Raw genomic sequence first — 19758 nt, forward strand, 5'->3', positions numbered from 1 at the left:
TTTCTTTTGATATGTCAATATCTTTTTTGTGATTTTTTATATTTTTTTCTACAAATTTTACTCTAAATATTCACTCCCATTTCAGATAATATTCCCTTCAATATATGTAGATCTTTTAGATATGTATCTTTTAAATCCCTTTTATATAAAATCGCAGCAGGATGATACAGAGGAAAAACTTTATAAGGCTTTCTATCGATTTCGGCTTGTAACATTTCGCCATGTACATCTCCAATTTTTACATCATTTTGAAATATTCCTTTCAAAGGGGTATTCCCGAGAGTAACCAATACCTCTGGATCAATAATACATATCTCCGCAAACAAAAAATCCACAAATTTTTCGATTTCCTTTTCTGTAGGAGGCCTATTTACTAATCTTCCAGTTTTAGCACTTTCTTTCGTTGGTCTGTATTTAACAATATTAGTTATATATACTTTTTCTCTTTTTATTTCCAATGTCGTTAGAAATTCATTTAAATATTTCCCTGCTTGCCCCACAAACGGTTTTTTTTGCTCAACCTCTTTTGCTCCTGGAGCTTCTCCTATAAGAATTATAGGACTATCTACGTTCCCATTTCCTAACACTATGTCTTTATCCTTATAAGCATTAAGTATTTTATTATTTAGTTTCAACAATTCTTCATTCTTCAATAACTTCATCCTTTCTCGGAGTTAAAATCACTTCCTTATATTTATCTCTTATTTTCTTAAAATCTTCCCAAGAATCTTTTTTCTTATTTTCGTCTCTTAAAAGCGCTGCCGGATGATAAGTAGGCATAATATAAAAGCTTCCTCTCTGAATCCATTTTCCTCTATCAGCAGTAATCTTAAAATCCGGACTGATAATATTTCTTGCGGCTATAGCTCCAAGGCAAACTATTATATCAGGATTTATTATTTTAACTTGCCATCTTAAATATTCAATGCATATGACACTTTCCTCTTCATAAGGATTTCTGTTATTCGGAGGTCTACATTTAACTACATTTGCTATATAAACATCTTCTCTCTTCAAGCCGATTGCTTCTACCATCTTATCTAAAAGTTGCCCTGCTTTTCCTACAAAGGGCCTTCCCTGCTGATCTTCATTATATCCGGGCCCTTCTCCAATAAACATCAATCTTGCTTTTTTATTCCCTTCTCCAAATACTACATTAGTCCTTCCCTGGCTTAAATCACATCTGTGACATTTAGAAACTATATATTCAAGTTCCTCTAAAGTATACATTTTAATTCCCCCGAACTATATCTTAAACTACATATATTTTATCACAATTTGGTTTGTAAAATAAAATTATATTTGCTTTAGGATTTATTATTAAATTCATAATTTTATCTACATCTCAAATTTACACCTTTAAGTTTATGAAATCTTTTCTGAATTATCCGAGTAAATTTAAATTTAGTTCTTCTGTTCCGTTACAATTTAAAATCATGTCCTTACTGTGATTGATATATTTAATTTTCTACTGTAAATATAAACAGCGGCTTTGAAATTCTAAATAAAAGAGCACTGCAAATATTTTAAAGACTAAAATATTTGCGGTACTCTTAATCGAATACTAAAAATATATCGTTATTCCTCCAAAGGTTTCATAGTCGGGAATAATAAAACATCTCTGATACTTGGCTGATTTGTAAGCAATATTACCAGTCGATCTACTCCTATCCCAAGGCCTCCTGTAGGTGGAAGTCCTACTTCTATGGCATTAACAAAATCCGTATCCATCATATGAGCTTCCTCATCTCCCAGTTCTCTTTGTTTTAATTGATCAACAAATCTTTGTTTTTGATCTATGGGATCATTAAGCTCACTAAAAGCATTGGCGATTTCCCAAGTATTGATAAATGCTTCAAACCTCTCAGTTTTTCTTGGATCATTAGGATTCTTTTTAGCAAGAGGAGAAACTTCAACGGGATGACCCGTGATAAAAATTGGTTGAACCAAATTCTTCTCACAGAAAGCTTCAAAAAATTCATTGATTACATGTCCTCTCGTCATTCCGGATTTTATTTCTAATCCTTTTTCTTTAGCTATTTCTATAGCCTCTTTGTCAGTATTTATTTTACTAAAATCTACACCAGAAAATTCTTTTATAGCTTCTTCCATATCCATTCTCTTCCAAGGAGGAGTTAAATCTATATCTATACCTTGATAATTAATCTTAGTAGTTCCTAATGATTCCTCTGCCACATAGGCTACTATTCCTTCCGTTATCCTCATCATTTCTTCATAATCCACATAGGCTTGATAAAGCTCAATGTTTGTAAACTCAGGATTATGTTTATAGTCCATACCTTCATTTCTAAACATTCTTCCCATTTCATATACTTTCTCAAAACCGCCGACTATAAGCCTTTTCAAATATAATTCATTGGCAATCCTTAAATACATGTCTATGTCCAAAGTATTATGGTGAGTAATAAAAGGTTTTGCATTTGCTCCCCCAGCTATTGTACCAAGTATGGGAGTTTCAACTTCTAAAAAACCTCTTTCATCAAGATACTTTCTTATATTCTTTAAAATTTTAGTTCTAAGAATAAATGTATCTCTTACTTCAGGATTTACTATTAAGTCCACATATCTTTGTCTGTATCTCAAATCCATATCTTTAAGCCCATGAAACTTTTCCGGAAGTATCTGAATGGATTTTGAAAGAAGAACAATTTTTTCGGCTCTAATTGATATTTCCTCTGTATTCGTTTTAAACACCTTTCCTACGACCCCTATTATATCTCCAATGTCATACTGCTTTATCCAACCATATTCTTCTTCTCCTATAGAATTCATCTTCGCTAATATTTGAATTTTATCTTCACTATCCTGTAAGTCAAAAAATATTATTTTCCCATGGCCTCTTTTGGACATAATCCTCCCTGCCACAGATACTTCTTTTTCTTCCAATTCATCAAAATTCTCTTTTATTTCTGTGCTATGATGAGTATAGTCGAATTTTTCAATAATAAAGGGATTCCTTCCTGCTTCTACTAACTGTTTTAGTTTCTCTCTCCTTAGTTTAAGTATTTCATTAATTTTTTCTTCAGTTCCTGGCATTTCCGTTCCTCCTCTACTTGTTAATTTTCAGAATTTCATATTTTATAATTCCATCTGGTACATGTACTTCAACAATATCCCCTATTTTACCTCCTATTAACGATTTCCCCACGGGAGATTCATTTGAAATTTTGCCTACATAAGGATCTACCTCTGCTGAACCAACTATAGTATACTCTATTTCTTCATCATACTCCAAATCTTTAAGAAGCACTTTAGAGCCAATCGTTACCACATCTGTTTTAATATCATCATCATCAATTACTTTAGCATTCCTAAGCATATTCTCCAATTTTACTATTCTTTCTTCCAATTGAGCCTGTTCATTCTTTGCTTCGTCATACTCGGAATTTTCACTTATATCTCCAAATGCCAAGGCTTGTTTTATTCTCTCAGCAACTTCTTTTCTTCTGACTGTTTTTAAAGTTTCCAGTTCCTCCTCCAACTTTTTTAAACCATCAACCGTAATAAAAACATTTTTATCAGCCATCTGTACCTCTCCTTTTCTTATAATAACACATCTCATTTATCTATTTGTTAGAATATTGATTTCATTATATGGTGACATTATAATTTAGCTTTTCTTTATTGTCAAGTACTTACAATTTTATTTTATTGCTCCTATGAATAATAACAAACTCTTCTATTGTATATTCCCTTCCATTTGCCAATATCCCCAGAAAATCTTTATAATCATGTTGTTCAAGTAATTCATATTTATTAGAAAATATTTTCTCCTCAGGAGCAAAGTACTCATTTGTTTTTATTTTACCTTTCGTCGAAAATAAAAAATCTTCAATGGGCACTATTGTTTTCTCTTTAATTTGAGTCAAAAATATTTTATTTCTGCTTAAATCAAATACCACAGACTTTTTTCTTAATTTATTTGAGTCAATGATATTTTTTTCTTTAAAATTAATTATTATCGAATAATTGGACAATATTTTATCAACATTCTGAGAATAAAATATCGATAAACCAGTTTTTTCTAACGTATTAGAAGTCAATTCATCAATATAACCCCTTTTTTCATCTGTAACAGTTAAAAATCCTATTCCTTTGGAAAGATTTTCTACTAATAAATAAAATGACGGATCATCTTCTCCAATAATCAATATTTCTTTTCTTCTCAGATCCTCTTTCATTTCTTGAAAAATCTCATTTAACACGTGAGGAAGAAATTCTGCCATTACCATCTTTCCATCTGCTACAGAAAAACTTGTTTCTCTTTCAATTTTCAGTATATCTTCATTGTCAAAAATATAGGAACTATCAAATACAATATTCTTAAAATCCCTTTCTTCGATATTATTTATGCTGTGAATTATTTCATCAATAAATTTATCTTTTTCCTTCGGCATAAGAGGTGATATTCCAAAGCTCTTTCCTATAATATTTTCCTTAATGTCAACGATATCCATTATTATCTTAGAGCCGAAAACTTTCATTATTTTGTCAGGACAATATTTAAATATTCCTTTTTTTAAGTATCTTCTATAATCTTCCTCCCCTATAACATATAAAAAGTCAAAACATATATATCCCCCCAAATTTTTATTATATGAACATATATATTACCCACTTCTCAAATTATGCCGAAATTCTTTTAAATATTCTAATAATAATTCTTCTATCTCATTTTTATCATTCATTTGATTGATATGATTTTTAATCACCGCCGAATTTTTCATACCTTTTATATACCAGCTTAGATGTTTCCTCATTTCTTTAATTCCTCTTTTTTCTCCTTTAACAGAACAAATGAGTCCCATATGTCTTATGGCAGTATGAATTATCTCTTCTTCTGTAGGCAAAAAATCTTCTTTGCCTTGAATCAGCCTCAGAATCCGTTTAAATATCCAAGGATTTCCTCTGGCACTTCTTCCTATCATAACTCCGTCACATCCGGTATAGCGAAACATTTCAACAGCATCTTTCGGTTCGTAAATATCTCCGTTTCCTATAACCGGTATTTTAACCGTTTTTTTAACTTCCCTAATAATATCCCAATCGGCTTCTCCAGAATAAAACATATCTCTGGTTCTTCCATGAATAGTTATCCCTTGAGCACCTGACTCTTCTATTATTTTAGCTACTTTCAATGCATTTATATTTTCTTTGTCCCATCCTTTTCTTATTTTAACCGTAACAGGCTTTTCTGCAACTTTAACTACATTGCTTACTATCTTTCCTATTAAATCAATGTCCTTAAGTAATGCACTTCCATCTCCATTTTTCACCACTTTAGGGGCAGGGCAACCCATATTTATATCTATTACATCTATGTCGTTTCTCTTATTTATATGGTCTGATACTACTTCAGCCATAATATCCGGATCAGACCCAAATATTTGAACTCCAACAGGTCTTTCTCCATTTTCTATACTCATAATATCGTAAGTCTTTTTATCTTTATAATAAAGGCCTTTTGAACTTACCATTTCAGTATATACAAGGCCGGCGCCCATTTCTCTGCATATAATCCTAAATGAACTATCAGTTACTCCTGCCATAGGAGCAAGAAATATATTATTTTTAACATCAACACTGCCAATTCTCATCTTTCCACTCCTTAGAATTTAAAAATAAGTAGCCTTAAAGGCTACTTGAATTTTTATTTCTTTTGTATATTATCTTTAACCCCTCTAAAGTCAGGAGTTTATCTATCCTGTTAATATACTTGCTTTCACTCGCCAAAAGAGAAGCAAATCCTCCCGTCGCTACTATATTTTTAACTTTCCCTTCAGGTTTCAACTCATTTATCATTTTTTCGATAATATAATCAACCAGCCCTCTGTATCCATATACCAATCCGGCCTGTATACTGCTTACAGTATTTTTACATATTACTCTTTCAGGTTCTACCAACTCAACTTTAGGTAGTTTCGCCGTTCTCATAAATAATGCTTCACTGGAGATTTTAATACCGGGAGCTATAGCTCCTCCCAGATAATCCCCGTTTTTGGATATGGCACAAAAAGTTATTGCGGTTCCGAAGTCAACTATAATCAAAGGTCCGCCGTACTTTTCATATCCGGCTACCGCATTAACTATTCTGTCGGCACCCACCTCTTTGGGATTGTCATATTTTATATTCATTCCGGTTTTTACACCTGGCCCTATTATCAAAGGGTCATGTCCAATATACCTCTTAATAGTGGCATCTAAAGTATACATTAAAGTAGGTACTACTGAAGAAATTATAACATCTTCCACATCCTTAAAACATAAATTGTGATAACTAAATATCTGCCTTAGTAAAAGACCGTATTCGTCGGAAGTTTTGTCCTTATCCGTAGCTATTCGCCAATCATAAAGTAATCTATCTCCATCATATACTCCCAACACAATATTTGTATTTCCTACATCTATAACCAATAACAATGTTATACCCTCCTATAAACTACCCTTTTTATTAAGGGAAGCTATTACGCTTGTAGTTATTATTATTGCGACAATTATTTCCGGTATTCCGTTAGCCACTCCAATTCCGACTATAGCTTTTCCTACAGCCGTTGAGCTAATTCCTGCTTTTTGTACGAATTCCTCTCCATAAATCCAATATATTCCTGACATAACTCCAACGGTATTGGTTAATGTTCCTACTGCAGCAGCCATAACCAGCTCTATTCCATTCCTTTTCAAATGTTTATGAGAATAGTAACCCATAAACAAAGTTAATAAAATAAGTACTATATTGAATACTAATATCCAACCACTATTTGAATTCTTTATACCGTTAGTAAAGGATACTATAAGATATATCAGGATTATACTCCATAAAAAATACAATACTCTCCGTGAAGCCTTTTCCCCTAATTTCTTAAATCCGATATAGGTATAATAAGAAGTGATTCCTATAAGAATTCTTGGCAGAACCGATATAATTGGATTCAAAAATACAAAAGAAACAGGCGTAGGATTTGCTATAGCTTGAAATATACTGAATAAGCCAAATATCAATCCTACTAATCCTCCAACTGTAGGTCCTTCGGTTATAGCCCCTATTATAACAGGTATGTGCATAATTGTAGCTCTTGTAACACCTACAGGTATAAAACCCAAGGGGGTAAGACCAAGAACCGCAGAAATCGCCCCCAATACTCCTGTAATTACTATCTTTCTCGCTGTAAAGCCCTTAATTTTTGACATAAATCATCCTCCGTTCTAGTTCATTATTTAGATACCAGACGATATTCCATATAAAACGAAAACAGTCCAGCTCACAATGGATGCCAGCTATAGCATTCTTTTAAAGATATTTTAATACCAATTCCGAAAAAATTCAATGACTATTTCATAAAATCTGTATTGCCCTCACCATTTATGTCTTTATAGGATGGAATATCTCCATACCCTTCAGCAGATAACACTCCGTTAGTTATCGCTCTTGAAACTGTTTCACTTGCCAAAGTCCCTATTAAATTTATATCTTCTTTAACTTCTCCCGTTCCCATAACAAATATAGTATCTCCGTCATATGTAGTATTAATGGGATTTATCGATCTGGCAAGACCGTTTTGAGCCATCTGAGCTATTTTATTACCTTCCGCTTTCGTAATTTTTCCATTAGTGGCTACGACCCCTATAGTCGTATTGCCCATGGGAAAACCTGTTGTTTTTTCTTTTTCTTTCATCAATTCATAGGAATTCATCAACTTTTTATTTTTTCTGTCAAATATTCCTGCTAGTATATGATTATTGTTATAATCGTATACATCCCCATAGCTGTTCACCACTACCAACGCTCCTACCCATAAATTTCCTACATTCATACTGGCACTGCCCAATCCAGATTTCATAGAATTTTCAGGCCCCAATATCTTTCCCACAGTAGCACCGGTTCCACAGCCTATATTTCCTTGCCTTCTTTCTTCACTACTGGAATTTTTTGCTGCTTCGTAACCCATATGAAAATCAGGTCTTATTTTATAATCTCCTAAATTCAAATCAAATATTACTGCACCACAAACTATAGGGACTTTGGTAACTCCTACATCAAAACCCGAACCCATTTCTTCCAGATATTTCATCACTCCTCCTGCTGCATCCAAGCCAAAAGCACTTCCCCCCGAAAGGACAACTCCATGAATTTTGTCAACTAATTTTTCAGCTTTAAGCAAATCCGTTTCCCTTGTTCCAGGCGCAGAGCCTCTCACGTCTACTCCCCCGGTAGCACCCCTCTTGCATAATACAACGGTGCACCCTGTCATTCCTTTATCAGAACTAAAGTGTCCCACTTCTATTCCGGGAATATCCGTTATATATCCTTTATACATAAAATCACCCTCTTTATTATTTTCTAAAATAAAATATTGAAAAGGCTTCTATCATGATATTAATATATTTAAAGAAGCCTTTTTTGAAACTCATTATATGAAAAGTATGAATTAAGGAAAATATGACTTTCCTATAGGTTATAAATAAGTAAAATCAATGAAATTCTTATACTAATTTTAACCTTTAAAAAACATCAGAAGCAGCCCTGCAGCCACTGCAGAACCAATAACTCCGGCAACATTCGGACCCATTGCATGCATAAGTAAAAAATTTCTTGGATTTGCTTCTTGTCCCACTTTCTGAGAAACCCTTGCAGCCATAGGCACTGCCGATACTCCTGCAGAACCAATCAGCGGGTTTACTTTTCCTCCACTCATTTTATACATTATTTTCCCAAATAACACTCCACCTGCTGTTCCTATGGAAAATGCAATTAGACCAAGCATTATTATCTTAAGTGTTGAAGGAGAAAGAAACGTTTCTGCATTAGCTGTTGCACCTACCGTTGTTCCTAAAAATATTGTAATTATATTAATTAATTCATTTTGTACTGTCTTAGAAAGTCTGTCTACCACACCTGACTCTCTAAGCAAGTTGCCCATCATCAGCATACCAATCAACGATGCTGCTGAGGGAAGGAGTAATGTTACAACTACTGTAACCAATATAGGAAATATTATCTTTTCTTTTTTAGATACAGGTCTTAACTGCTCCATTACAACTTCACGTTCTTTTTTTGTTGTTAACGCTTTCATAATCGGTGGCTGGATAATTGGCACTAATGCCATATACGAATAAGCAGCCACTGCTATAGGGCCTAATAAATGGGGAGCCAATCTGCTTGTTAAGAAAAGTGCCGTAGGCCCGTCTGCACCTCCTATTATTCCTATACTTGCTGCCTCAGGCCCTGTAAATCCTAAAGTTACAGCTCCCATAAACGTAATAAATATTCCGAGCTGAGCCGCAGCTCCAAGAAGTATACTGCTCGGAGCTGCGATTAACGGCCCAAAATCTGTCATAGCCCCTATACCGAGAAATATTAAGGGAGGATATATGCCTAACTTAACTCCTTGATACAAATAATATAAAAGTCCGCCTATTTTCTTTGTTTGGGGAATTAAAGTTCCCGTCGCAGAATCCTTTACTACTTCAATTACCGGTGGATCCATAAGGCCACTAATGGGAAGATTAGCAAGCAGCATTCCAAAAGCTATTGGTATCAAAAGGAGTGGTTCATATCCTTTTTTTATAGCTAAATAAAGAAGTATAAATGAAATAATAAGCATTATTACTTCTTTATATGTAAGAGCTGCAAAGCCTGTACTTTGTAAAAAATCTTTCAATATACTAAATAGCATTCAATCCACCACCTTCTCATATTTTATTCTATGCCCACCAATTTATCTTCCGTTTTGACGGTTGCTCCTTTGCTAACATAAATTCCCGTAACTTTTCCGTCTTTGGGAGCCACTATTTCATTTTCCATTTTCATTGCCTCTAATATAATTAGTGTCTGACCGGATTTAACAATATCGCCTTCCTTAACATTTATATTTAAAATAGTACCTGGCATTGGTGCATAAACTACTTCCGTGCCCTTAGCTATCGATATATTTTTCTTATCTTCTTCTGAAGAAACTTCTTTTTCTGTTGGGTTTTGTTTTTGAACCGAGCTTTCAACTACTTTCTGCTGGATCGGCTGACTTTGATATTGAACTTCATTAGATACCTCTTCTACTTCTACTTCATATTTTTTTCCATTTACGTTTATAAGAAATTTTCTCATTTTTTACCTCCTAAAATTGTTTTATTTATAATCTCTTAAACATTTGCTGTTCTCTTCCTACTCTTGACCATATACATTCATTTGTGGATATTCTTTTTATACTTTTTATATTCATTTCGGGTATCGATACTCCCAAACTTGCAGCTACTGCTGCAGATATAATTGCTATCAATTCTTCGTTTTCATCATCCTTAATATTTTCCATATTGGCCTCCTTAGCTACTAATTTCTGACTTGTTTTCTTCATCTTAGTGCCTTTATTTGTTATAACCTTAGAGCCCTTTATTAGGTATGATATTATTAATAAAGATATAAACACAATAGCCATGCTAAATATAGTTATTATTAAGCTATCAGACATTGTTATCTTATCTCCCACTATCTCACCTTCCTACAGAGGAATATTTCCATGTTTTTTAGCCGGTCTCTCTTCTCTCTTACTTCGAAGCATATCAAAGGCACTTATAAGTCTTGGTCTGGTAGTACTGGGCACTATTACATCGTCTACATACCCTCTTGACGCTGCAATATAAGGATTATTTACAGTGTCTTTATATTCTGCTATTTTTTCCTTCCTGAACTCTACAGGATCTTCAGAGCCTTCAATTTCCTTTTTGAATATAATATTTGCTGCACCTTCGGGTCCCATAACTGCTATTTCAGCATTAGGCCATGCAAATACTTGATCTGCTCCCAAGTCCTTAGAACACATCGCAAGGTAAGCTCCGCCATAGGCCTTTCTTATTATAAGAGTGACCTTAGGTACTGTCGCTTCACTATAAGCATAAAGCATTTTGGCTCCATGTCTTATAATCCCTCCATATTCCTGTTCTGTTCCAGGTAAAAATCCCGGTACATCTACGAGATTAAGCAGCGGTATGTTAAAAGCATCGCATGTCCTAATAAATCTGCCGGCTTTATCAGAAGCATTAACGTCAATACATCCCGCCAAAACTTTAGGCTGGTTTCCAATCACTCCTACGGTCATCCCGTTGAGTCTTATATATCCTGTAATCATATTCTGAGCATAATAGGGCTGAACTTCAAAAAATTCTCCTTTATCTGCTAATATATTTATTATTTCCTTCATATCATAGGATTTATTTGGATTTTCAGGTATTATTTCGTTAAGTCTCTCTTCAACCCTATTTATATTATCATCAGCTTCAATAATAGGAGGCTCTTCAAGATTATTTGATGGAAGATAACTCAGCAATCTTTTTATCCTTTGAATGCAGTCTTCCTCATTTGAATCTATAAAATGAGCAACTCCACTGATTTTATTATGAGTCACAGCTCCTCCCAACTCTTCCTGAGATACTTCTTCTCCGGTAACCGATTTTATCACCTGAGGTCCGGTAATAAACATCATTCCCGTATTTTCAACCATAAATATAAAATCCGTCAGTGCCGGTGAATAAACAGCACCTCCCGCACATGGCCCCACAATTACAGAAATTTGGGGAACTACACCTGAAGCCAATGTGTTTCTATAAAAAATATTTCCATATCCCGATAGAGCATCTACTCCTTCCTGTATCCTTGCTCCTCCGGAATCATTAAATCCTACTATAGGTGCACCCATTTTAATTGCCATATCTTGAACCTTGCATATTTTTGCTGCGTGCATCTCTCCAAGAGAACCTCCCAGAACTGTAAAATCCTGAGCATATACAAAAATCAGTCTTCCATCTACAGTGCCGTATCCTGTCACAACTCCGTCTGCCTCTGCTTCAACTTTTTCCATTTCAAAATTAGTACATCTGTGCTTTACAAAAGCATCTATTTCAACAAAGCTGCCTTCATCCAATAAAAGATTTATTCTTTCTCTCGCAGTAAATTTACTGGATTTATGCTGTTTTTCAATACGTTTTTCACCTCCTCCAAGAGATATTTTATTCTTGGATTCGATTAGTTCCTCGATTTTGTTTTTCATTTTTACCCTCCTTCTTCTCTACATAATACTAATTTCTTTCACAAAGTTCTATCAAAACTCCAAAGGTGCTTTTGGGATGCAAAAAAGCAATTTTTGCTCCTCCTGCACCATAACGAGGCTTTTCATCAATCATCCTTATACCTTTCGATTTCATCTCTTCAATAGCTTTATCGATATCATCTACTTTATAAGCTATGTGCTGTATTCCCTCGCCTTTCTTTTCGATAAACTTCGATATAGGGCCATTTTCCTCTGTAGACTCTAAAAGTTCAATCTCTGTATCTCCAATGGGCAAAAAAGCAACTCTCACTTTCTGTTCTTCTATAACTTCATTGCCTTGAGCCTTTATACCCAACACATTTTCATAAAACTTTAAAGTCTCATCTAAATCTTTAACCGCTATTCCTATATGATCTACCTTTTTAATCACTTTATTTCCTCCCTTCTTATTTAAGTAATTCTATAATCTTATCCCTTCCAGTATAAGGATCTAAATTTCTTAAGACCACTTTCTCCGCCAATTCCTCTAAAATAGAATTATTTTTAATTGTCTTCATAACTGAGCTCATTAGCTCATCTTCCACTAACTTTAATATTTCGAGTTTTGCATTTCTAACCCTTATGTCCTTTAATTTATTGGTACTCTCCAAATATTTTCTATGTTCTATTATCTTGTCAAGAAGAATATCCATGCCTTCGTTCCTGACCCCCGATACTTTTAATACAAATGGCCTATAATCCTTCTTATCGTTTAAATCAAGCATCATTTGAATTTCTAACTCAGTTTTATCGGCTCCATCCAGATCCGATTTGTTTATTGCAAAAATATCTGCTATTTCAACGATTCCCGCTTTAATAGCTTGTATATCATCTCCCATATTAGGAGCCGTCACCATAAGCACCGTATCCGCAAGCTTAACTATATCTATTTCGGACTGGCCAACTCCTACAGTTTCAATGAATATATAATCTGTCCCAAATATATCAAGTATCTTTACAGCTCCTTGGGTGGCCTTGGATAATCCTCCTAAAGAACCTCTGGTACCCATACTTCTGATAAAAACTTCTTTGTCAAGGGCTAAATCATTCATTCGAATTCTATCGCCTAAAATTGCTCCTCCTGTAAAGGGACTTGTAGGATCTATTGCTATTATCCCCACTTTTTTCTTCCTTTTTCTCAATTCTTTTGTAAGCTTATCAGTGATAGTGCTCTTACCGCTTCCAGGAGGGCCTGTAATACCTACAATATAAGCCCTGCCAGTATATTTATATAACTTTTTAATCATGTCAAAAATTTCTTTGTCCCCGTTTTCAACCATAGTTATAGCTCTTGCACAAGCCCTCTTATCTCCCATTATTAGTTTATCTTCCAAGTCCAACTTATGCACCACCTATTTATTCCTCTTTATATGAGTCCTAATATATTCTACTACATCTTTTGTGGAGGTCCCCGGAGTAAATATCTCCTCTATTCCTTTTTCCTTAAGTCCCGGAATGTCATCTTCGGGAATTACCCCTCCTCCCATTATAAGAACGTCTGTCACTCCTTCTTCTTTTAGAAGATTAACTACCTTGGGAAATAAATAATTATGTGCTCCTGAAAGAATACTCATTGCCACAACATCTACATCTTCCTGTATTGCTGTAGCAACAATCTGTTCGGGGGTTTGTCTTAAGCCCGTATATATTACTTCCATTCCTGCATCTCTCAAAGCTCTTGCAATAACCTTTGCTCCTCTATCATGCCCATCAAGTCCAGGCTTTGCTACCAAAACCCTTATTGGTCTATTCATTCTGTTTCCTCCTTTTATAATATAACACTTTGCTGATATTCTCCAAATACTTCCCTCAATACATTACATATTTCTCCAAGAGTCGCATAAGCTTTAACCGCATCCAATATACAAGGCATTAAGTTTTCCTTGCCCTTTGCTTCATCTTTTAATCTCTTCAATACCCTTTCGACTTCTTCATTATTCCTTGAATTTTTTAATTCCTGTAATTTCTTCTTCTGCAATTTTTCTACCTCAGGATCGACTCTCAATATATCTTTATGATGTTTTTCTTCGATTTGGAATTTATTTACTCCCACAACTACTCTTGTATTAGCCTCTATTTCCATTTGATATTTATACGCACTATTCTGAATTTCTTTCTGAATAAATCCCTTGGAAATAGCTTTCGGTGCTCCTCCCAGCTCATCAATTTTTCGTATATACTTCATTGCTTCTTCTTCTATTTTATCGGTTAAGTTTTCAATATAATAGGACCCCGCCAATGGGTCAACAGTCTCCGTAACTCCGCTTTCATAGGCTACAATTTGTTGAGTCCTTAATGCAATTCTTACAGACTCTTCAGTAGGAAGAGCTAAAGCTTCATCCCTCGAGTTGGTATGAAGAGATTGAGTCCCTCCAAGAACCGCTGCAAGGGTCTGGATAGTAACTCTGATTATATTATTATCCGGTTGCTGAGCTGTCAATGTAGAACCTGCCGTCTGAGTATGAAATTTCAACATCATGGATTTTTCCTTTTTAGCTTTAAACCTTTCTTTCATTATTCTTGCCCACAATCTTCTTGCTGCTCTGTATTTAGCAACTTCTTCTAAAAAATCATTATGAGCATTAAAGAAAAATGAAAGTCTGGGCGCAAATTCATCTACATCCAATCCAGCTTTTATTGCTGCTTCAACATATGCTATTCCGTCAGCTAAAGTAAAAGCAACTTCCTGAATTGCCGTAGCCCCTGCTTCTCTTATATGATATCCGCTAATACTTATGGTATTCCACTTAGGAACATTTTTCGAACAATATTCAAATATATCCGTTATAAGCCTCATGGACGGTTCCGGTGGAAATATGTAAGTTCCCCTTGCAATATACTCTTTTAAAATATCATTTTGAATTGTTCCTCTTAATTTACTCTTGGGTACTCCCTGTTTTTCCGCTACTGCTATATACATCGCAAGCAAAATACTGGCCGGAGCATTTATAGTCATAGATGTGCTTACCTTATCCAACGGAATCCCTTCAAACAGTATTTCCATGTCTTTCAACGAATCAATAGCAACTCCTACTTTTCCTACCTCTCCTTCACTTAAAGGTGCATCTGAATCATATCCAATTTGAGTAGGAAGATCAAAGGCTACACTTAAGCCCGTTTGTCCTTGTTCAAGCAAATATTTATATCTCTTATTAGACTCTTCGGCAGTTGCAAATCCTGCATACTGTCTCATAGTCCAAAGTTTTCCTCTATACATCGTAGGCTGAACTCCTCTTGTAAAAGGATATTGTCCCGGGTATCCCAAATCCCCTTCATAATCTAAATTTTCATTATCCTCAGGAGTATATAACCTATTAACTTCAATATTTGAACCTGTACTAAATTCTTCTTTTCTTTCCGGAAATTTTGATAAAGTTTTCATAACCTTATCTTCTTCCCACTTTTTCTTTGAATCTTTAACGTTTTCAATGGTGTCCTTGTCAAACATTATCAAATCCTCCTCATATTAAACAAACAGGTTTTTTAGTATCTTTATTATATTATACTACATCCTTGGGGAAAATTTGCAACTATTATTTCAAATTATATTAAAAATGAAACAAAAATTGCATATTTTAAAAATCTACTTATAAATAAAAGCACTATCAGCAATTATTAAAATCTAATAATATCGATAGTGCTTGTTTTATATCACAGAAATTTCATTCAATGTTTTTTACTTTATGCTGCTTCAAAAGCCGCTGTAAATTCTTTTTCATCAAGAGTTTCTTTTTCCAATAAAGCCTGAGCTACGGAATGCAATTTATTTATATTGTCTGATAAAAGTTTTTCTGCCGTCTGATATGCTTTATCAATTAAGCTTCTCATCTCTTTGTCAATCTGAGCAGCTACTTGTTCACTATAATTCCTTGTTCTTCCAAGATCCCTTCCTACAAATATTTCTTCATCATCAGTTCCGTAAGTCATCGGCCCAAGATTATCACTCATTCCATAATGAGTGACCATTCTTCTTGCCACTTTAGTTGCTCTTTCTATATCATTTTGGGCTCCTGTACTGATGTCTTTTAATACTAACGCTTCGGCTACTCTTCCTCCCAAGAGTTGAACAAGTTCACTCTCCATTTGACGTTTAGTCATATAATTTCTTTCATCTTCCGGAAGATATGCTGTAAATCCTCCTGCCATTCCTCTCGGTATGATAGTTATCATATGAACAGGGTCAGCATCCGGTAAAAGCCTCGCTGTTACTGCATGACCTGCTTCATGATAAGCTGTTATCTTCTTTTCCTTTTCACTTATCACCTTGCTTTTCTTTTCGGGTCCTGCCACAACTTTAATGGACGCTTCCTCGATTATATTTGCTGGAATAGCTTTAAGTCCATGTCTGGCAGTCAAAAGAGCTGCTTCATTGACCAAATTCTCCAAATCTGCCGGGGTAAAACCCACAGTTCTTTTAGCTATAACTTTTAAGTCCACATCAGGAGCCAATGGCTTATTTTTAGTATGAATTTTCAACACTGCTTCTCTTCCTTTAACATCAGGGACTCCCACATACACTCGCCTGTCAAATCTACCGGGTCTCAATAATGCTGAGTCTAAGATATCCGGTCTGTTAGTAGCTGCCATGACAATAATCCCTTCGTTCGTTCCAAACCCATCCATCTCAACAAGAAGTTGATTCAAAGTTTGTTCACGCTCATCATGGCCGCCTCCTAATCCTGCACCTCTTCTTCTTCCTACGGCGTCTATTTCATCTATAAAAACTATACATGGAGAGTTTTTCTTTGCCTGTTCGAATAGATCTCTTACACGGCTTGCACCTACACCAACAAACATTTCTACAAAATCCGAACCGCTTATACTAAAGAAAGGTACTCCAGCCTCTCCTGCCACAGCTCTGCTCAAGTAAGTCTTCCCTGTTCCCGGAGGTCCCACAAGAAGAACGCCTTTCGGTATTCTTGCTCCAAGTTCAATATATTTTCTCGGGCTTTTTAAGAAATCCACTATCTCCATCAATTCTTCCTTTTCTTCTTCCAGACCAGCTACATCGGCAAAAGTAATTTTGGTATTGGGATCGTCCTTTACCATTCTCGCTTTGCTTTTCCCAAAGGACATTACCTTATTTCCTCCCCCTTGGGACTGTTGCATAAACACAAACCAGATTATTCCAAATACCAAAACAGTAAATATTGCCGGAAGCATATCAACAAACCAAGGTGTTCCTTGTTCTTCCTCGACATTATATCTGACATTCTTATTACCTTCTATATAATCCAAATAAAATTGGTAGCTTACCTCATTTGACGGTAATGTTGTTGTAAATTGCGTATCATCCTTTAATTTTCCATTTAAAACATTTCCAACGGATGTAATGCTTTTTACATTCCCTGCTTCCAATTGCTCCTGAAGTTCAGTTACATCCATCTTCTTTACTTGCTCTACTCCCTTTCCTAACATCTGTACAGCAATAATAATCATGACAAGTATAAGCAAATAAACACTTATACTCCTGAAAAATTTTCTCAAACTGAGTCCCTCCTTCTAACTTTAAGCCAGATTACATTATCAAATTATAGCATGTTTATTTTAATTATACAAATAAATTTATCATTATAAGGTAGCTTTTCTTGAAACTCATTTACGGAAAGTTCTTTTTATCTGTTTTTTATAAGTGAGAACTTTCCTATTCGTTATAAAAGCATTCTTTGAACATATTAACTATATACTTCTTTTTTTAAAGCTCCTACAAATGATAAATTCCTATAATTCTCTGAATAATCAAGCCCATATCCTACTACAAATTCATCAGGAATAACAAATCCTCTATACTTTACAGGAACATCAACCTTTCTTCTTTCTGGTTTATCCAAAAGAGTACATATCTCTACACTTTCAGCTCCCCTTTTCTTTAAATTTTCATATAGATATTTAAGAGTAAGTCCTGTATCTATTATATCTTCAACAATAATAATATCTTTTCCCTCTACGCTGCAATCCAAATCCTTGTTAATTTTTACCACTCCTGAAGATTTAGAAGAATTTCCATAACTGGAAACCGCCATAAAATCCATAGATATAGGAAGATCTATACTTCTTACCAAATCTGACATAAAAATTACTGCTCCTTTAAGTATTCCAATCAATACAAGATTTTTCCCTTTATATTCTCCAGTTATTTCTTTTCCTAATTCTCCAACTCTTTTTTTTATTTGATCCTCTGTAACAAGTACTTCTTTTATAAAATCTTCCATTCTGATCCCCCTCAATTTGCTATTATTTTTTAATACATTTTATGACTAGTACCTTTTTGGTATTGGAAGTAATTTTATATTCTTCATTAGTTCTATATCCCACAATCCAGAGAATATTTTTTTCATCTGCAATTATAGGAATCGACTCTCTTAAATTTTTCGGAATTTTTTCATCTATAAAATAATCCTTTAACTTCTTTGTACCATTCATTCCATAGGGTTTAAACTTATCTCCCGAAATTCTGTTTCTAATAATTAGTTCGCCATATATTTTATCATAATCAAATGATTTAATATACATATTTTTAAAATTTAATTTTACTTTTTCAATAGGAACTGCTTTCATTTCAAAATAGCATTTACATTCAGGCACGTAATTTACTCCATTTTCTCTCATTTTATATGAAAAAGATCTAAATTCTTTGTTTTCTCTTTTTTGAATAATAATTTCCCCATAGCTTGTCTTAGCAATCAATCCATTACTTAAATCTATACTTTTCCCTGTATCTCCTTTATCAAATAGCACCATAATATCACTTATATTCTTTTCCGTGATTCCGTTAATATCGTCAGCAACTTTCATCAAACACAGCTTAATTATTCTTTGCTTTATACTCTTATGCTCCTTCAGAAAATCATTTCTATTTAAAATTATACTATTTTTACTTTCGGTCTTCACTATCTTTTTATAAATATTTGATGAATATTTATCTAAAAAATTACAATCCAAATTAGCAGTTCTGCTTAATCTGCTCAATCCATCCAAAAAATTAGGGTTATATTCTCTTTCAATATAAGGTATTATTTCCAATCGTATTCTATTTCTCAAATACTTAGGCTCTAAATTAGTTTTGTCGATTCTTACTTCTATATTATTTTTGCTGATATATTCTTCTATTTCTTTTCTTGTAACATTTAACAAAGGCCTGATAATATTTCCATTTAAAAATTTCATTCCTTTCAATCCATCAATTCCAGTCCCTCTTATTATTCGCATAATAAGCGTTTCGGCTTGATCATTCTTATTATGAGCAACAGCAATTTTACCTCCGCCTATTTCAAAAAGAACTTCATTAAAAAAATCATACCTTAACTTTCTTCCCGCTTCTTCAGAAGACATTTTATGTTTTCTTGCATATCCATTCATGTCTACTTTTTCAGAATAAAAGGGTATATTCATTTTTTCACATGTAAGCCTTACAAATTCTTCATCTTCATCTGCATCTTTTCCTCTGACCCCATGATTTACATGGGCAACAAAAATGTTAAAAGGAATTACATCTTGTATTTCCACCAATACATGAAGAAGACACATGGAATCCGGTCCTCCCGAAACTCCTACCAGAATATTATCATTTTTTTCAATTAATTTATACTCTCTTATAGTCTTTAATACTCTTTCTTTCATAAACCTCACACCTATGTATTTAATTTGGACTTGACTTACA

At 34.2% G+C, this 19758-nt stretch carries 20 protein-coding genes; all 20 read right to left on the bottom strand.

Annotation, left to right across the window (positions count from 1 at the left end; genetic code table 11):
• Nucleotides 1-62: 62 nt before the first annotated feature.
• The 20 genes from PP176A_RS13920 to tilS all read right to left on the bottom strand — a co-directional run bounded on the left by PP176A_RS13920 (nucleotide 63) and on the right by tilS (nucleotide 19718).
• Nucleotides 63-653, bottom strand: coding sequence for a uracil-DNA glycosylase (locus PP176A_RS13920; RefSeq protein ID WP_234958951.1), 591 nt, complete (start codon nucleotides 651-653; stop codon nucleotides 63-65).
• Complete coding sequence (locus PP176A_RS13925; RefSeq protein ID WP_143037698.1) at nucleotides 643-1230, bottom strand: uracil-DNA glycosylase; 588 nt, start codon at nucleotides 1228-1230, stop codon at nucleotides 643-645. The genes PP176A_RS13920 and PP176A_RS13925 overlap by 11 nt, the downstream gene beginning before the upstream one ends.
• A 348-nt stretch (nucleotides 1231-1578) precedes the next feature.
• Nucleotides 1579-3057 carry a lysine--tRNA ligase gene (gene lysS / locus PP176A_RS13930; RefSeq protein WP_071141082.1) on the bottom strand — a complete coding sequence of 493 codons (1479 nt, stop codon included), beginning with the start codon at nucleotides 3055-3057 and terminating at the stop codon, nucleotides 1579-1581.
• A gap of 13 nt (nucleotides 3058-3070) precedes the next feature.
• Entirely contained in the window at nucleotides 3071-3547 is a 477-nt protein-coding gene (greA, locus tag PP176A_RS13935) for a transcription elongation factor GreA (protein WP_071141083.1), read from the bottom strand.
• Nucleotides 3548-3656: 109 nt separating this feature from the next.
• Nucleotides 3657-4505 (bottom strand): hypothetical protein, encoded by an 849-nt coding sequence (locus tag PP176A_RS13940; RefSeq protein ID WP_143037699.1) that lies wholly within the window; start codon nucleotides 4503-4505, stop codon nucleotides 3657-3659.
• A gap of 126 nt (nucleotides 4506-4631) precedes the next feature.
• Nucleotides 4632-5618, bottom strand: a complete 987-nt coding sequence (gene dusB / locus PP176A_RS13945; protein WP_071141085.1) for a tRNA dihydrouridine synthase DusB — start codon at nucleotides 5616-5618, stop codon at nucleotides 4632-4634.
• A 34-nt stretch (nucleotides 5619-5652) separates the two neighbouring features.
• Nucleotides 5653-6441, bottom strand: coding sequence for a type III pantothenate kinase (locus PP176A_RS13950; protein ID WP_071141086.1), 789 nt, complete (start codon nucleotides 6439-6441; stop codon nucleotides 5653-5655).
• Between the two features lie 12 nt (nucleotides 6442-6453).
• Complete coding sequence (locus PP176A_RS13955) at nucleotides 6454-7209, bottom strand: ECF transporter S component (RefSeq protein WP_071141087.1); 756 nt, start codon at nucleotides 7207-7209, stop codon at nucleotides 6454-6456.
• 140 nt (nucleotides 7210-7349) lie between these two features.
• On the bottom strand, nucleotides 7350-8336 hold the full coding sequence (locus PP176A_RS13960) for a P1 family peptidase (protein WP_071141088.1): 987 nt from the start codon (nucleotides 8334-8336) through the stop codon (nucleotides 7350-7352).
• A gap of 177 nt (nucleotides 8337-8513) precedes the next feature.
• Complete coding sequence (locus PP176A_RS13965) at nucleotides 8514-9695, bottom strand: sodium ion-translocating decarboxylase subunit beta (RefSeq protein WP_071141089.1); 1182 nt, start codon at nucleotides 9693-9695, stop codon at nucleotides 8514-8516.
• Between the two features lie 23 nt (nucleotides 9696-9718).
• A complete protein-coding gene (locus PP176A_RS13970) occupies nucleotides 9719-10123 on the bottom strand; it encodes a DUF2118 domain-containing protein (protein WP_071141090.1) in 405 nt (134 codons plus the stop codon).
• Nucleotides 10124-10148: 25 nt separating this feature from the next.
• The gene (locus PP176A_RS13975) at nucleotides 10149-10502 is read right to left on the bottom strand and encodes an OadG family protein (RefSeq protein ID WP_071141091.1); all 354 of its coding nucleotides are present in this window, start codon (nucleotides 10500-10502) and stop codon (nucleotides 10149-10151) included.
• Between the two features lie 12 nt (nucleotides 10503-10514).
• Nucleotides 10515-12059, bottom strand: coding sequence for an acyl-CoA carboxylase subunit beta (locus tag PP176A_RS13980; protein ID WP_071141092.1), 1545 nt, complete (start codon nucleotides 12057-12059; stop codon nucleotides 10515-10517).
• Nucleotides 12060-12087: 28 nt separating this feature from the next.
• Nucleotides 12088-12489, bottom strand: coding sequence for a methylmalonyl-CoA epimerase (mce, locus tag PP176A_RS13985; RefSeq protein ID WP_071141093.1), 402 nt, complete (start codon nucleotides 12487-12489; stop codon nucleotides 12088-12090).
• Nucleotides 12490-12505: 16 nt separating this feature from the next.
• A complete protein-coding gene (gene meaB / locus PP176A_RS13990) occupies nucleotides 12506-13450 on the bottom strand; it encodes a methylmalonyl Co-A mutase-associated GTPase MeaB (RefSeq protein ID WP_234958954.1) in 945 nt (314 codons plus the stop codon).
• The gene (locus tag PP176A_RS13995) at nucleotides 13451-13852 is read right to left on the bottom strand and encodes a cobalamin B12-binding domain-containing protein (RefSeq protein WP_071141094.1); all 402 of its coding nucleotides are present in this window, start codon (nucleotides 13850-13852) and stop codon (nucleotides 13451-13453) included. It lies immediately after the preceding gene.
• A gap of 14 nt (nucleotides 13853-13866) precedes the next feature.
• Nucleotides 13867-15546, bottom strand: a complete 1680-nt coding sequence (locus tag PP176A_RS14000) for an acyl-CoA mutase large subunit family protein (protein WP_071141095.1) — start codon at nucleotides 15544-15546, stop codon at nucleotides 13867-13869.
• 233 nt (nucleotides 15547-15779) lie between these two features.
• Complete coding sequence (gene ftsH, locus PP176A_RS14005; RefSeq protein WP_304441914.1) at nucleotides 15780-17585, bottom strand: ATP-dependent zinc metalloprotease FtsH; 1806 nt, start codon at nucleotides 17583-17585, stop codon at nucleotides 15780-15782.
• 188 nt (nucleotides 17586-17773) lie between these two features.
• On the bottom strand, nucleotides 17774-18310 hold the full coding sequence (gene hpt / locus PP176A_RS14010) for a hypoxanthine phosphoribosyltransferase (protein WP_071141096.1): 537 nt from the start codon (nucleotides 18308-18310) through the stop codon (nucleotides 17774-17776).
• Nucleotides 18311-18332: 22 nt separating this feature from the next.
• A complete protein-coding gene (gene tilS / locus PP176A_RS14015; protein WP_071141097.1) occupies nucleotides 18333-19718 on the bottom strand; it encodes a tRNA lysidine(34) synthetase TilS in 1386 nt (461 codons plus the stop codon).
• Nucleotides 19719-19758 lie beyond the last annotated feature (40 nt).

This window comes from Sporanaerobacter sp. PP17-6a (assembly GCF_900095615.1).
Classification (GTDB): domain Bacteria; phylum Bacillota; class Clostridia; order Tissierellales; family Acidilutibacteraceae; genus Acidilutibacter; species Acidilutibacter cellobiosedens.

Coding starts and splice junctions, on each gene's coding strand:
- PP176A_RS13925 (WP_143037698.1), bottom strand. CDS start 1,230: ATGTATACTTTAGAGGAACTTGAATATATAGTTTCTAAATGTCACAGA.
- lysS (WP_071141082.1), bottom strand. CDS start 3,057: ATGCCAGGAACTGAAGAAAAAATTAATGAAATACTTAAACTAAGGAGA.
- greA (WP_071141083.1), bottom strand. CDS start 3,547: ATGGCTGATAAAAATGTTTTTATTACGGTTGATGGTTTAAAAAAGTTG.
- PP176A_RS13940 (WP_143037699.1), bottom strand. CDS start 4,505: ATGAAAGTTTTCGGCTCTAAGATAATAATGGATATCGTTGACATTAAG.
- dusB (WP_071141085.1), bottom strand. CDS start 5,618: ATGAGAATTGGCAGTGTTGATGTTAAAAATAATATATTTCTTGCTCCT.
- PP176A_RS13955 (WP_071141087.1), bottom strand. CDS start 7,209: ATGTCAAAAATTAAGGGCTTTACAGCGAGAAAGATAGTAATTACAGGA.
- PP176A_RS13960 (WP_071141088.1), bottom strand. CDS start 8,336: ATGTATAAAGGATATATAACGGATATTCCCGGAATAGAAGTGGGACAC.
- PP176A_RS13965 (WP_071141089.1), bottom strand. CDS start 9,695: ATGCTATTTAGTATATTGAAAGATTTTTTACAAAGTACAGGCTTTGCA.
- PP176A_RS13970 (WP_071141090.1), bottom strand. CDS start 10,123: ATGAGAAAATTTCTTATAAACGTAAATGGAAAAAAATATGAAGTAGAA.
- PP176A_RS13980 (WP_071141092.1), bottom strand. CDS start 12,059: ATGAAAAACAAAATCGAGGAACTAATCGAATCCAAGAATAAAATATCT.
- PP176A_RS13995 (WP_071141094.1), bottom strand. CDS start 13,852: ATGAATAGACCAATAAGGGTTTTGGTAGCAAAGCCTGGACTTGATGGG.
- PP176A_RS14000 (WP_071141095.1), bottom strand. CDS start 15,546: ATGTTTGACAAGGACACCATTGAAAACGTTAAAGATTCAAAGAAAAAG.
- hpt (WP_071141096.1), bottom strand. CDS start 18,310: ATGGAAGATTTTATAAAAGAAGTACTTGTTACAGAGGATCAAATAAAA.
- tilS (WP_071141097.1), bottom strand. CDS start 19,718: ATGAAAGAAAGAGTATTAAAGACTATAAGAGAGTATAAATTAATTGAA.